The organism is Knoellia terrae (genome assembly GCF_048606435.1).
GTDB classification, from domain to species: Bacteria; Actinomycetota; Actinomycetes; order Actinomycetales; family Dermatophilaceae; genus Knoellia; species Knoellia terrae.
The window spans coordinates 197,228-210,397 of record NZ_JBMBWH010000005.1; the positions used below are offsets into that span (position 1 = coordinate 197,228).

A 13,170-nucleotide genomic window follows, 5' to 3' on the forward strand; every position below is an offset into this window, starting at 1 on the left:
GTCTGCGTCATCCTGTGTCCCGACCGCACCGTCCGCATAGCCGAGCGTGCCGACTGGCGGAATGCCCTGCGGACCCGTTACCGGCAGAGTCGTGCGGCAGCGGTGCTCGCCGCGCGGGACAGGGCCTCGACCCACGTGTCCAGCTGTGCCAACGACGCATCGGCGGGAAGGCCGGACATCCGCATCGCGATCTGCGGCATCTCGGCGGGAACCGGGACCGGGACGACGATGGAGTGCAGGTGGTAGGTGCGGTCGGGCTCGAGGTCCGGTTCGTACAGCAGCGCCGTGTCCGCGATCATCTGCTTCATCCGTCGCTCGTGCTGCGGCGTGCGCTCGGTGGAGGAGTAGTCCGTCATGAGCGAGATCCGGTCGACCGACGGGTCGGGCATGAGCGACACCGAGTAGCCACGCTCGCGGACGCGGTCGACGTTGCGGCGGAAGACCTCGCGGGTGGCGTCGTCCTGTCCGGGCGCCCGGGCGAGCCAGTCGGTCACGTCCTCCTCGGGTGCGTCGCGCAGGAAGACGGAGCCCAGGGGCGGGACGAGGGGGACGCGATGACCGACGGACGGGGTCGTGGGCTCCTCGGACCGGTTGGCGGTGAGGACGAACACGACGTCCCCGCCGACCCTCGCGAGCACGGCGCAGTCCACCTCGTGCTCGACGCTGAGCTGTTCGATGTCACCCCTGGCCAGCTCCGCCAGCCTCACGGCGTGGATGAGGTCGGGGTGGGAGGGCGCGACCAACGAGGGTGGGGCGAAGCGCCCGTAGCCGCCCTGGAAGAACAGCAGCGGCAACGACGGTCGCGCCACAGCGAGGTCGCGGATCCGCCCCAGCACGATGTAGTGGTCCCCGCCGTCGCGCACCTCCTCGTAGGTGCATTCGATCCACGAGACGGCACCGTCGAGGATGGGCGCCCCGCCCGGGGCGGGCGACCAGGCAACGCCCTCGAACTTGTCGACGGCACGCGACGCGAAGCGCCGGCACGTCGACTCCTGGTCGGCCGCCAGCACGTTGATGCAGAAGGTCGCTCCGGTGCGAAGCCTGGCGAAGCTGCCCGAGTCGCGGGTGGGAAGGAAGGCCACCAGCGGCGGGTCGAGGGAGACGGACGTGAAGGAACCGACGACCATGCCCGCCGGGAGGCCGTCTTCGGCGATGCCCGTGACGACCGCGACCCCGGTCGGATAGTGCCCGAGCGTCTCGCGGTACAGCGCCGGGTCGATGCCGGCGTGCGGTTCGGTGGGTGCCACGTCGGGGTGCGTCACGTCATGCCTCCTGGTTCGGTGGGTGCGGCCGTGATGGCCGTCCATCCTCGAGTGTCGCGGGAGGCGCCGCGTCGGCCTAGGACGCTGTCCCGTACCTCGGGACGGGGCGGATCACGGGGTGTGGTCGAGCATCGTCGTCAGCGCCTCACGTCCGAGAGCGACGTCCTCGTCCGGTGGGGCGCCACTGACACCGATTGCTCCGAGCAGGTGTCCGTCGATCTCGACGGGCAGGCCTCCCGGGAGCGAGGTGGGGGCGAAGGGGAGAGTGTCGGCGATGAGCTCGAAAAGGTCCGGATACTGCCCGCGCATGCCGCCGAGGCTCTCTGACGAACGGGCGAAGGCCGCCGCGGTCCGCGCCTTGGTCCGGGCCACGTCGGGGGTGAACCACGAGGCGCCGGTGCCCCTGAGGACGACCAGGTCGAAACCACGCTCGTCGACGACCGCCACGCTGACGGCCAGGCCGCGAGCCGCAGCTGATGCCAGCACCTCGCTGGCAACCGCCTGGGCGACCGCCGTCCCGAGGCTGGCCGGGTGGGTACGGCTCACGACCGACCGCCTACGGCGCGACGGTGAGCGTCGTGTTCGGGGTGGCCCTGCCCGATGCGACTGGTCGGCGGATCAGCGTGTAGACCTCGCTGCGCAGCTCCGCGAAGCGCGGCAGGGCCTTGGTGCCGAGCTGGTCACGGGGCACGGGCAGGTCGACGTCGATGAGTGCCGCGACGCTCGCCGGTTTGCCCGCGAGGACGAGGACGGTGTCAGCGAGGTAGACCGCTTCGTCGATGTCGTGCGTGACCAGCAGCACCGTGATGCCCAGCCGCTCCTTGAGGCCGATGACCAGGTCCTCGAGGTCAGCGCGGGTCTGGGCGTCGACCGAGGCGAACGGCTCGTCCATGACGATCGCGTGGGGACGGAAGGCAAGGGCCCGGGCGATCGCCACGCGCTGCTGCATCCCGCCCGACAGCTGCCACGGGTAGGCGTGGGTGAAGTCGGCCAAGCCGACCTCCGCCAACGCCTCCTTGGCCTGGGCGATGCGCTCGGCCTTGCCCATCCCTGCTGACCGCAGGGGCAGAGCGACATTCTCGAGGACCCGCAACCAGGGCATGAGCGACCGGCTGTAGTCCTGGAACACCACGGCCATGCCGCGCGGGGTGCCCTTGACGGGTTCACCCTCGAAGACGACGCTCCCCTTCGTGGGCTTGCGCAGCCCGGTCAGGCACTGCAGGAGCGTCGTCTTGCCTGCTCCGGAGGGTCCGACGATGCAGACGAACTTGCCCGTCGACACCGTGAAGTCCAGTCCTTCGAGGACGACGTGGTCCCCGTAGGAGTGGCCCAGACCCGTGACCTCCAGAACGGTGTCGTCGGTCGCGTTCCGATGTGGGGTGACATTCATGATCCGGCTCCTTCGTGGTGGGACATCATGCCTTTGTGCCAGCTCAGGACCCGGTTCTCCACGAGGCCGAAGAGCTTGTTCAGCAGGTAGCCGACGATGCCGAGGGCGATGATCCCCGTCCACATCGCGGGAATGTTGAACTCGCGCTGCGAGCTCAGGATGAAGTACCCCATGCCGCCAGGTGTGCCGACCATCTCGGAGATGACCATGGCGACGACCCCGATGGCCAACGCTGTCCGGGCGCCCGCGAAGATCTGCGGCATCGCCGTGGGCAGGGTGATGTAGCGAATCCTGTCCCATCTGGAGAGGCGGTAGCTCCTGGACACGTCTCGCAGCACGGGCTCCACCGAGCGGACTCCGTCGATCGTGTTGAGGAGGATGGGCCAGGCGCTCACCAGTGCGATGATGCCGATCTTCATCGACGTGCCGATGCCAAGGATGAGCATCATGATGGGCAGCACGGCGACGCCGGGGGTCGCCCTCAGGAACTCGATGATCGGCCGGGTGGCCTCCTCCAGCCAGCGGACCGAGCCCAGGAGCAGCCCCAGGGCGACCCCGCCGACGACGGCGATGGCGAAGCCCGCCGCGAGCCGGACCAGGCTGGGAACGATCTGGGTGGGGACGTTCTCGAAGATCCAGAGTGCGCGGAACTCCGTGAGGATGGTGGACAGCGGAGGAAAGTAGAAGGACGTGCTGTTGGCACTGGTGAACCACCAGAGCGCGACCAGCACGGCGGGGAGCCAGATCTCCCACAGAATCTTGGAGCGCCAGGACTTCATGTCAGCCACTTTCTCTCTGCGAGGGGTGCCACCACAGCAACCGACGTTGCGCGGCGAGCAGGACGAGGTTCAGTCCGACCCCCATGAACGCCGCGGTGAAGGCGTAGACGAACATCTCGTCAGGGTTGTTCACGGTGAGGGCGTTGAAGAGACTGCGCCCGATACCGTCGGTGCCCCCGAGGAACTCTGCCGAGATCGCGAGCAGGAGGCTGATGGTGGCAGCGATACGCAGACCAGTCGTGAGGAACGGCATCGCACTGGGCAGGTAGATGGCCCGGATCCGGTCCAGGACGCTGAGGTGGAAGGCAGCGCCCACCTGTCGCATCTGCGGCGAGACCTGCTGCACGGCGTAGGTCGCCTGCACGAGCATCGGCCAGACGGCTCCGAACATCACGAGGACCAAGGCCATGGTCCTGGTGCCGCCGAACAGCAGGAGGACCAGCGGGAGGATGGCGATGCCCGGGATCGTGCGTCCGAAGTCGACGACGAACTGGGAGCTGAGGGTGACCTTGCGGCTGGCCCCGTTGAACAGGCCCAGCGGCACGCCCACGGCGACCGAGAGCAGGAGGCCGAGGTTCGCGGTGAGCAGGGTGTTGCCCACTGCGGTCCAGTAGTCACTGTCCTGTGCCATGTCGATCGCCGTGACCAGCGTCCGCCACGGCGTCGGCACGTCGGCCGCCTCGCCCGGACCCGTGGCGAACAGGTGCCAGATCACCAGAGCGATCGCGCACGCCGCCGCCTGCCGTGCGACGACAGCGCCTCGGGCTCCGGCTGTTCGGCTCAGTTGCGCCATGCGGTTCTCCTTCCGGTCCGGCGCCGCGGCTGCCCCATGTGGGGGCCGCGGCGCCGTGATCCTGGGCCTCTTACTTGCTGGCGAAGACGAGGTCGGTGGCCTTGGGTGCCTTGGCCTTGTCGAGCAGGCCGTACTTCATCAGGCGGTCGAGGGCCGTCTGCACGTTCGCCTCACTGATCGACTCGACACTGAACTCCGGGTAGTGCGCCTTGTCGAGCAGCGCCTTCGGCGCCTTGATGTAGCTCGCAGCGACCTCCGAGCGCTTGGCCGGGTCGGTGTTGACCGTGGTGTTGCCCTTGAGGATCGCCTCCTCGAACGCCTTGACCGTGTTCGGGTTCTTCTTCGCGAACTCCTGCGTCGTGACGTACGCATACGCGAGGTCACCGCCGGCGGCGGTGTAGCCGCCGAGGACCCGGATGGACGGGTCCGCCAGGGCTGCGGTTCCTGCAGGCTCCGACGTCGTGGTCACCTCCACGTTGCCGGCCTTGAGTGCGGAGAGCGTGTTGGGAACCTCCACGAACTTGATCTTCGACGAGTCGCCACCCGCCTCGTCGACGACGGAACGGATGTCGACCCAGATCTGGCTGTTGATCTGGGGGATGCCGAAGGTCGCGTTCTCGACGTCCTTCATCGTCTTGATCGGGCTGTCGGCCTTGACCCACAGGTTGCCGACACCGAAGTTGTCCTTGGGTGCCGTGCCCTTGGCGCCGGGGGCGACCAGCGTCAACGGCACACCCTTGGTCCGTGCCACGGCCGGAACGGTGAGGTCCATCAGAGCGAACTGGACCTTCCCGCCCAAAAGCTGTGGCATGCCCTCGGCGGGGGTGGCGATGGTCGCCAGCGTGACCGTCAGGCCTGCACTGTCGAAGCTGCCGTCAGCCTTCGCGGCCTGGGCGCCGAGCGCGTTGAAGCTCGGGAAGACGGCGACGGACACCTTCGGCGTCTCGACCTTGCCGTCCGAGGCGCCGCCGGAGGCGGCACCGGAGGGGGCTTCCGTGTCGGAGCCGCAGGCCCCCACGAGGGAGACGGCGGTGACTGCCACGATGGCGAGCCCTGCGCGGCGGGTTCTGCCCAGAGTGATCATGTTGGTTTCCTGTCTCGGGCCGGGGCCCAGTCTCCATTGACGTCGGCAGGTCGGCGACGGTGCGCGACCAGAATTGGCAGCACGGTGACGAGGGTTGTGGGGCTCGTGCGCCCTGCAGAACACGACCGTGACACGGGCGAAATACGCGGCATGCGCTTTGCCTCATCCTGCGGAATACGCGGTCGTGAACGGGCGCTTGTTCCGCATACTGGCACGCATGTCCCATGAGCCGGAATGGCGGGACACCGGGACGATCGCCGCCTCACCGACGAGGTCGCGGCAGTGAAGGAGAACCGATGACCGCCACCGTCAACAGCGTGCCGGAGGACCGTCAGATCACCTCTGTAGGAAAGGCCCTCGAGCTCCTCGCCGCCTTTCGGGGCACGATTCCCGAGCTCGGCGTGAGCGAGCTCGCCCGGCGGGCCGGCATGCCCAAGTCGACGGCGTTCCGGCTCCTCGCGGACCTGGAGCACGCCGGCTTCGTGGCGCGTTCGGGGGCCAAGTACCGCCTGGGACTGTCCCTGTTCGAGCTGGGCAGCAGGGTCGGGTTCTGCCGGCCCAACGGTCTTCGCGACGTCGCCATCCACGATCTCAGCTCCCTGCACGTGCAGACCGGGCTCACCGCGCACCTGGCGATCCTCGAAGGCACCGACGTGGTCTATGTCGAAAAGGTGCACGCCGCGAACTGGCCGCGGGTCGTCACGGTGCCGGGGGCGCGGATGCCGGCGTCCTGCACAGGGCTCGGCAAGGCGATCCTGGCCTTCAGTGACGGTGCCACGGTGAGGGCCGTCGTCGAGTCGGGCCTGCCCCGGCGCACCCGCAACTCGATCACCGAGCCCGGCCGGTTCGTCCGAGAGCTGCGTCGTGTGCGCGAAGCCGGGGTGGCGTACGACCGGGAAGAGGGCACCTTGGGCCTCTCCTGCGTCGCGGCGCCCATCCTCGTCGGCGGCGGGGCCGTCGCCGCGATCTCGGCGTCGGGCCCAACCTTCGGGACGAGCTGGGAGCGCGTGGAGAGCCACGTGCGGAGGTCCGCCGAGGGCATCAGCCGTGCCTACCTGCTGCGCATGGCCGAGGTGTCCTGACCCTCCCCGCGACTCGCGACCGACGGCACCAGGGCCCAGCCGTCTACAGCCGGGTGCCCGGCGGCAGCTCCCTGCCGTAGAGGTTGAGTCCGTACGCGGCATACACGGGGTCCGCGACGTTCGAGGCGTGGGCGAGCCCGGTGTGCGCGTCCCGCCAGAAGCGCTGGATGGGGTTGTCCAGGCGCATGGCATGGCCGCCGGCGTGGGCCACGAGCCGGTCCACGGCGTCCACCGAGCGCCGCACTGCGCGGACCTGGTTGCGCCGGATCTGCGCCCGCAGCGCCAAGGGCATGTCCTCGCCTCGTTGAGCGAGGTCCCAGAGCCGGCCCATGTCGGACAGGAACTGCACCCGGCTGGCCTGGATGTCCGCGCCCGCTGCGCCCAGGCTGGCGAGCTGGTGCGGGTCCTGGCTCACCCGGTGGCCAGCCCGGCTGACTCGCGACCTGCTGTGCGCGACGAACGCCGCGAGCGCGCCCTCGGTCAGCGCGATGGTGGCGCAGGCGATCGTCCCACTGAACATCGTGTGGAACGGCATCCGGTACAGCGGCACATCCCCCCGGCCCGCCTGGTCGGCAGCGGCCCCGGTCTCGAGGTCGAGCGGGTCGATGACCCTGTGGTCGGGAACGAACGCATCCCTGATGAGGACGTCCTTGCTTCCCGTCCCGCGCAGGCCGACCACGTTCCACGAGTCGTCGATGATCTCGTAGTCCGACCGCGGCAGGATGAAGTGCCGCAGCGGGTTGGGGCCTGCCACGACGCCGTCCTGGTCAGTGACCATGCCGCCCAGCACGACCCAGTCGCAGAGGTCCGTCCCTGAGGAGAACGGCCAGCGACCGCTGAAGACGAAGCCACCCTCGACGGGGCGTGCACGGCCCAGTGGTGCGTACGGCGAGGCGACCCAGGTGTCAGGGTCGTGTCCCCACACCTCTTCCTGCATCCGCCGGGTTCCCACGGCGAGCTCGAAGGGGTGCACCCCCACGACGCCGGCAACCCATCCGGTGGAGCCGTGAAGGGACCCGATGGCGAGGAGCGCCTCGAAGAACTCCAGGGGTGAGCTCTCCAGTCCGTCGAAGTCCTTGGGCTGGAGCATCCGGCCGATCCCGGTCGCGCGCAGTCGCTTCGCTGTCTCGTCGGGCACACGTCCCAGGTCGTCTGCGGCATCGGCCTGCTCCTTCAGGAACTCGGCCATCTCCTCCACACGGTCGAGCACGGTACTCATGGACGTCTCCTCGGGGTGGTGGACAGGTCAGCTGTTGGAGACGAAGTCGGCGACGAGCCGGTTGAACTCATCAGCGTGCTCGAGCTGCGCCCAGTGACCGCAGCGGTTGAACAGCACCAGGCGAGAGTTGCGGATCACCGCGACGAGCTGCAGCCCGTGCTCGAAGCCGACGACGCGGTCGTCGCGCCCGTGCACCAGGAGGGTCGGGGCCGAGATGCTGGCGAGCTCCTCGAGCGTGGCCGTGCCACGTCGGGGCTTGCCGATGCCCGCCGCGAAGTTCTCGAGGTGCGTTCGGTTGGCCGTCGCGTTGTCGAAGCGCTGCTGGGCGAGCGCCTCGCTCTTGCTGCCGCTGTCGAAGGTCATGATGTCGACCAGCTGGGCCATCACGTCGACCGATGGCTCCACGTAGCCCCGGTGCAGGATCTTCAGGCCCTCCGAGGGCCCGTCGCCCGGCGAGAAGAGGCGCACTCCCCCGGCTCCTGCGCCCATGGTGATCAGATGCGAGACGCGCTCGGGGTGAACCGCCGAGAACTTCAGCGTCGTGGCCCCGCCCATCGAGTTGCCCACGAGGGCCGCCTTCTCGATACCCAGGGCGTCGAGCAGGTGCAGGACCGCCGTGACGTGGTCGCGCTCCTCGTAGCTGACCGGTGACGACTTGCCCCAGCCCGGCATGTCGGCGGCGATGACCCGGAACTGGCGGCTCAAAGCCTTGAGGTTGGGCCCGAAGTTGCTCCACCCCGTGGCGCCGGGTCCACTCCCGTGGAGCAGGAGGAGGGGATGCCCCTCGCCTGCCTCGTTGTAGTGGATGGTGCCGCTTGGCGTCTGCACCGTCCGGCTCGTGCCCTGCTCGGTCAGTTCCTCGGTCGTACTGGTCATGGTGTGGCTCCTCAAGGACGATCTCGTGCTGTCACGAGCGGACGCGCCCGCCTGCTCTCCCGGACAGCCTCACCCACGCCCGCGGAAATGCCGAGCCGTTGGTGCCGGATGCCGGAACACCGTCACGCGGCACGCCCACCGGGGTCACCCGCCCAGAGCGTCGAGGCGCGCAGCGCGTCGGTCGGCCCGGCCGCCGATGAGGACACACGCCCAGGTCGTCACCGTCGCCGACAGCACGACGATGCTCAGCGGGACCAGGCTGACTCCGCCCAGCCCCACGAGGGGAGCCACCGCCGCTCCGACCACGAACTGGGAGAAGCCGATCCACGCCGAGCCCGCGCCGGCTGCGTCGCGTGCGTGGCCGAGGGCGAGGGCGATCGAGTTGCCGAAGACGAACCCCATGCTGCCCACCAGCAGCATGCACGTCGGCACGGCGGCCCACGGCGGTGCCGCGAAGGTCACCACGACGGCCAGGGCGACGGCGGCGGTGGTCATGAGCAGGACTCCCCCACGCAGCATGGCAGCGGGTCCACGGGCGCGGACGAGCCGGGCGTTGACCGCGCTGGCCACGACGAGCGCCAGCGAGTTGAGGGCGAACAGTCCCGCGCCCTGCAGGGGATCGAGTCCCAGCAGGTCCTGGAAGATGAACGGCGACGCCGCGATGTAGCCCATGAGGGCTGCGAAGCTGCACGTCTTCACGAGGGCGTATGCCGTGAAGCCGGGCCGGCGCAGCACCGAGAGCAGGTGCGGGGGTCGCGTCGATGATGGGGAGTCCTCGTGAGCCTCCGACCGGCGCCGGGGAGCGGTCTCCCGGATGACGAGGACGGCGACCAGGAACATGGCGCCGGTGAGAGCGGCCAGCACGGCGAGCACCCCCCGCCAGCCGACGGGGTCGGCCAGCAGACCCCCGGCGATGGGGGCGGCGATGGGGGCGAGCCCTCCGAGCACTGCCAAGACACTGAAGACGCGCGCCGCCTCGGCACCTCGGAAGACGTCGGCGACGATGGCCCGCGCGATGACGATCCCCGCGGCGCCCCCGGCGCCCTGCGCGAACCGGGCGACGAGGAGGACCTCGATCGTCGGAGCCAGCACCGCGACCACCGAGGCGATGACGCAGAGCATCGTTCCGATCACCAGCGGCGGCTTGCGACCGAGCCGGTCGGAGAGCGGCCCGAACACGAGCTGACCCAGTGCCACACCGACGAGGAATGTGGTCAATGTCAGCTGCACACCGGAAGGCGTGGTGGACAGGTCCTCGGCGATCCTCGGGAAGGAGGGCAGGTACATGTCGGTCGCGAACGGGGAGATGGTCGACATGAGCGAGAGGGAGACGAGGAGGACCTCCCTGGCGCGCCCTACCGGCGGCATGGCGGCTGTCGAGCGTCTCTCTTGGGCCCCGTGGTCCGTTGGCGTCCTCCTGGACGCAGCGACCGCCATCAGGGGCGTGACATTGCTGCGGCCAGGCCTGGGGTCAGCTTGTAGGAGTGGTACTCGAGGAACGAGCCGTAGCCCTCGACCCCGTTCTCCCGGCCGAAACCGGAGTCCTTGACCCCGCCGAACGGAGCGCTGACGGGGATGTCGAAGGAGTTGACCGCCGCTGTCCCGGTGTCGAGCTGCAGTGCGACGTCCAACGCGTGTGCATCGTCCCGCGAGTACACGGCACCGTGCAGTCCGTACCGGGAGTCGTTCGCGAGCCTGACCGCCTCGGCCTCCGAGTCGTACGGGATCACCGACACCACGGGACCGAAGATCTCCTCACGGGCGATGACCATGTCGTTGCGCACGTTCCCGAAGACCGTTGGCGCGACGTACCAGCCGCGCGAGAGTCCGGCTGGCGCGGACCCGCCGTGCACGAGGGCGGCGCCCTCGTCACGCCCCGACGAGACGAGCGCCAACACCCTGTCCCTCTGACGCTGCGACACCAGCGGACCCATGGTCGTCCTGTCATCCATCGGATCACCGACCACCAGTCCCGACGCCCCTTCCGCAAGGGCTCCCACCACCTCGTCGTGCCTCGCGCGAGGGACGAGGACGCGTGTCAGGGAGGCACAGATCTGTCCGCTGTTCCCGAAGCCGAACGCCAGCAGGCTCGGCAGGGTGGCATCGAGGTCGGCATCCTCCAGCAGGATCGCCGCGGACTTGCCACCCAGCTCCAGCTGGAGCCGCTTCATGGCCGGCCCCGCGAGAGCCGCGATCCGGGCTCCCGTGGCGGTACTTCCGGTGAAGGCCACCTTGCGGACGCTCGGATGCCGGACGAGCGCCTCTCCGACGTCGCCCCCGCCGACCACGAGGTTGACGACCCCGGGCGGGAGCCCTGCCTCCCCCAACATCTCGACGAGCGGACCGGCAACCAGGGGTGACTCCAGCGCCGGCTTGAGCACCACGGTGCACCCGGACAACAGTGCCGGGATGATCTTCTTGAGCTCGTTTCGCACGGGGACGTTCCACGGGACGATCCCCGCGACCACACCGACAGGTCTGCGAAGGACGAGAGAATCGCCGAACCGGTCCCGACGGACCTGTGAGAACTGGACCTCGTCGATGGTCTCGAGGTACATCTGCAGCAGCCCTGCTGAGTTGCTGAGCTTCAACGAGGAACGATACGGCGCCCCCATCGACAGGCTGCGGAGCCGGGCCAGCTCCGGCGCCCGCTCCTCCAGGAGCTCCGCCATCCGAGCCACGACCGCGCGCCGCACGGGCAGCGCCGTGGCGGCCCAGCCGGGTAGCGCGCACTCTGCCGCCCGGACGGCCTCGTCGACGTCCGAGTCGGTCGCGACACCGACGAGGGCAAACGGCTCCTCGGTGGCGGGGTTGACGACGGCGGCCGACTCCCTGTTTGCCGAACGGCGCCAGGCGCCGTCGATGTAGACGCCGGGATGCTGGTCCACGTCACGTCTCCCGGTCGAGGCCGAGGATCCCGGGGACGTACTCCGCCAGCTCCTCGACGGTCCAACCCCGCGTGTGTCGGGCGAAGGTGGTCACGCCGGCGAGCTGCAGGGGTGGGGCATACGCACAGATGTCGGTTCCGGCGGAGTAGAGGAACTGGCCCGTGACCTCGGCCGCCGCCGGAGACACCAGGTAGGCCACGAGGGGGGCGATGTGCTCGGGTTCCATGTGCAACGTCTCGGGCATGCCGCCGAACCGTCGGTTGCCAGCAGGAATGCTGAAGAGCTGGGTCATGGCGCTCGGCAGCAGGCAGTTGACCGTGATGCCGTGCTCGGCCAGCTCCCGGGCGGCGGCCGATGTCAGCCCCATGATGGCGGCCTTGGCGCCGCTGTAGGCCACTTGCGTCCCGAAGAGGCCCCCACGCGAGGAGACCGTGACGATACGGCCTCCGTCTCCCTGCACGATCATCTGCCGGGCGGCAGCGCGCATGCAGGCAACATGACCGCCGAGGTGGACGCCGGTGACGCTGTCCCACTCGTCCTCCTCGAGATCGAGGATGGAGCTGGGGCGATAGTTGCCCGCAGGAGTCACGAGGATGTCAAGGCGCCGGAAGGCCTCCACCGCGGCGCCCACGAGGTGCGCTGCCGCGTCGAAGTCCGAGATGTCGTGCGTGTCGGCGAGCGCCTGCCCTCCAGCGGCGACAATCTCGGCCGCGACCCGCTGGGCGGCGGGTGTGCCGTCCTCGTGGACGAAGAGGTCGTTCACGACCACGGCGGCTCCGCGCCCGCCCAGCTCGAGAGCGATGGCTCGACCGAGGCCTCGCCCCCCGCCGGTCACCACGGCCACCTTTGCGTCCAGCCGGATCCGGGGACTGCGCGACGTCGTCATCATGTCGTTCCGATGTCGAGAAGGGGGGTGAGGAACTGGCTGACTGCGTCGGCCGGCGCGTCCTCCGCAAAACGCACGAGTGCGTGGGGGTTCGCGATGGCCATGGGCGCTGAGTACATTCCGAGGTCGTGCTCCGAGGCGAAGAGGAACCGGCCACTGATGCCTTCGGCGGCCGGAGTGCACAGGTGGGCCACCAGCTCGGAGACCATGTTCCGGTCACTCCCGGTGGGCTCCCCGACGATGACGTCGTCGCCGAGGACCAGGCAGTTGGCCGTGACACGGTGCTCTGCCAGGGAGGTCGCGATGGCACTGGCCAGGCTGAGCATCGCCGCGTTCATGGCAGCCGAGGCGGGAGCCAAGGAGGCGAACGTCCCACTGTGGGAGAAGGTGAGGATCCGCCCTCCACGACCTTGCTCGACGAACCGTCGGGCGGCGGCTCGGGCCAGTGCCACGGCCCGCTTCTGGTAGGAGGCCAGCAGTGCGTGCCAGGCCTCGTCGCCCAGATCCACGAGTCGGTCGCTGCTGGTGGGTACGGGTGGTGCGAGGAGGACGTCCAGCCCACCGTGGACCCGGACCACCCGGGCGACGAGGTCGTCGGCGTCCTGGAAGGAGCCGACCGCCGCATCGAGGACCTCGACGCGCCCCCCACCGGACCCCGCGAGGCGGTGCGCCGCCTCCAGCTCCTGCTCGTCCTGTGCCTGGAGCAGCACTCGGGCTCCGATGGCGGTCAGCGCAGCCACGATGGAGCCGAGGTGGCGGTCACCGCCGCAGACAAGAGTGGTCAGCTGGGGATTCATGGAGCTCCATCGGGTCTTCCGGACTGGATCTGGCGAAGGTAACAAGGCGTTCCCGCCGTGGCGGTTGGTCCGCTCATCCAGTGGAAAGCCCGTCGTGGCCGATGATCCCGCCGG

Annotated in this window: 13 protein-coding genes; 1 reads left to right on the top strand and 12 read right to left on the bottom strand. The window is 69.4% G+C overall.

Annotation, left to right across the window (positions count from 1 at the left end; genetic code table 11):
• Positions 1 to 77 precede the first annotated feature (77 nt).
• From ACOJV9_RS09300 to ACOJV9_RS09325, 6 genes are all read right to left on the bottom strand, one after another.
• Positions 78 to 1,262: a flavin reductase gene (locus tag ACOJV9_RS09300; RefSeq protein ID WP_420184920.1), complete on the bottom strand. Its 1,185-nt coding sequence runs from the start codon at positions 1,260 to 1,262 to the stop codon at positions 78 to 80.
• 111 nt (positions 1,263 to 1,373) lie between these two features.
• Positions 1,374 to 1,808 (bottom strand): GlcG/HbpS family heme-binding protein, encoded by a 435-nt coding sequence (locus ACOJV9_RS09305; protein WP_420184921.1) that lies wholly within the window; start codon positions 1,806 to 1,808, stop codon positions 1,374 to 1,376.
• Between the two features lie 10 nt (positions 1,809 to 1,818).
• The gene (locus ACOJV9_RS09310; protein ID WP_420184922.1) at positions 1,819 to 2,652 is read right to left on the bottom strand and encodes an ABC transporter ATP-binding protein; all 834 of its coding nucleotides are present in this window, start codon (positions 2,650 to 2,652) and stop codon (positions 1,819 to 1,821) included.
• Entirely contained in the window at positions 2,649 to 3,431 is a 783-nt protein-coding gene (locus tag ACOJV9_RS09315) for an ABC transporter permease (RefSeq protein ID WP_420184923.1), read from the bottom strand. The genes ACOJV9_RS09310 and ACOJV9_RS09315 overlap by 4 nt, the downstream gene beginning before the upstream one ends.
• A 1-nt stretch (position 3,432) precedes the next feature.
• Positions 3,433 to 4,224 (bottom strand): ABC transporter permease, encoded by a 792-nt coding sequence (locus ACOJV9_RS09320; protein ID WP_420184924.1) that lies wholly within the window; start codon positions 4,222 to 4,224, stop codon positions 3,433 to 3,435.
• Positions 4,225 to 4,294: 70 nt separating this feature from the next.
• Positions 4,295 to 5,308, bottom strand: coding sequence for an ABC transporter substrate-binding protein (locus tag ACOJV9_RS09325; RefSeq protein WP_420184925.1), 1,014 nt, complete (start codon positions 5,306 to 5,308; stop codon positions 4,295 to 4,297).
• A 296-nt stretch (positions 5,309 to 5,604) separates the two neighbouring features.
• Between ACOJV9_RS09325 and ACOJV9_RS09330 the strand changes: the two genes are divergently transcribed.
• A complete protein-coding gene (locus ACOJV9_RS09330; protein ID WP_420184926.1) occupies positions 5,605 to 6,390 on the top strand; it encodes an IclR family transcriptional regulator in 786 nt (261 codons plus the stop codon).
• Between the two features lie 43 nt (positions 6,391 to 6,433).
• Here ACOJV9_RS09330 and ACOJV9_RS09335 read toward each other — a convergent pair whose 3' ends face one another.
• The 6 genes from ACOJV9_RS09335 to ACOJV9_RS09360 all read right to left on the bottom strand — a co-directional run bounded on the left by ACOJV9_RS09335 (position 6,434) and on the right by ACOJV9_RS09360 (position 13,056).
• Positions 6,434 to 7,609, bottom strand: a complete 1,176-nt coding sequence (locus ACOJV9_RS09335) for an acyl-CoA dehydrogenase family protein (protein WP_420184927.1) — start codon at positions 7,607 to 7,609, stop codon at positions 6,434 to 6,436.
• Between the two features lie 27 nt (positions 7,610 to 7,636).
• Entirely contained in the window at positions 7,637 to 8,485 is an 849-nt protein-coding gene (locus ACOJV9_RS09340) for an alpha/beta fold hydrolase (RefSeq protein ID WP_420184928.1), read from the bottom strand.
• A gap of 144 nt (positions 8,486 to 8,629) precedes the next feature.
• Entirely contained in the window at positions 8,630 to 9,853 is a 1,224-nt protein-coding gene (locus tag ACOJV9_RS09345; RefSeq protein ID WP_420184929.1) for a multidrug effflux MFS transporter, read from the bottom strand.
• A 68-nt stretch (positions 9,854 to 9,921) separates the two neighbouring features.
• Positions 9,922 to 11,373 carry an aldehyde dehydrogenase family protein gene (locus ACOJV9_RS09350; RefSeq protein ID WP_420184930.1) on the bottom strand — a complete coding sequence of 484 codons (1,452 nt, stop codon included), beginning with the start codon at positions 11,371 to 11,373 and terminating at the stop codon, positions 9,922 to 9,924.
• A gap of 1 nt (position 11,374) precedes the next feature.
• On the bottom strand, positions 11,375 to 12,208 hold the full coding sequence (locus ACOJV9_RS09355; protein ID WP_420184931.1) for an SDR family NAD(P)-dependent oxidoreductase: 834 nt from the start codon (positions 12,206 to 12,208) through the stop codon (positions 11,375 to 11,377).
• A 50-nt stretch (positions 12,209 to 12,258) separates the two neighbouring features.
• Entirely contained in the window at positions 12,259 to 13,056 is a 798-nt protein-coding gene (locus ACOJV9_RS09360) for an SDR family oxidoreductase (RefSeq protein ID WP_420184932.1), read from the bottom strand.
• Between the last annotated feature and the right edge of the window lie 114 nt (positions 13,057 to 13,170).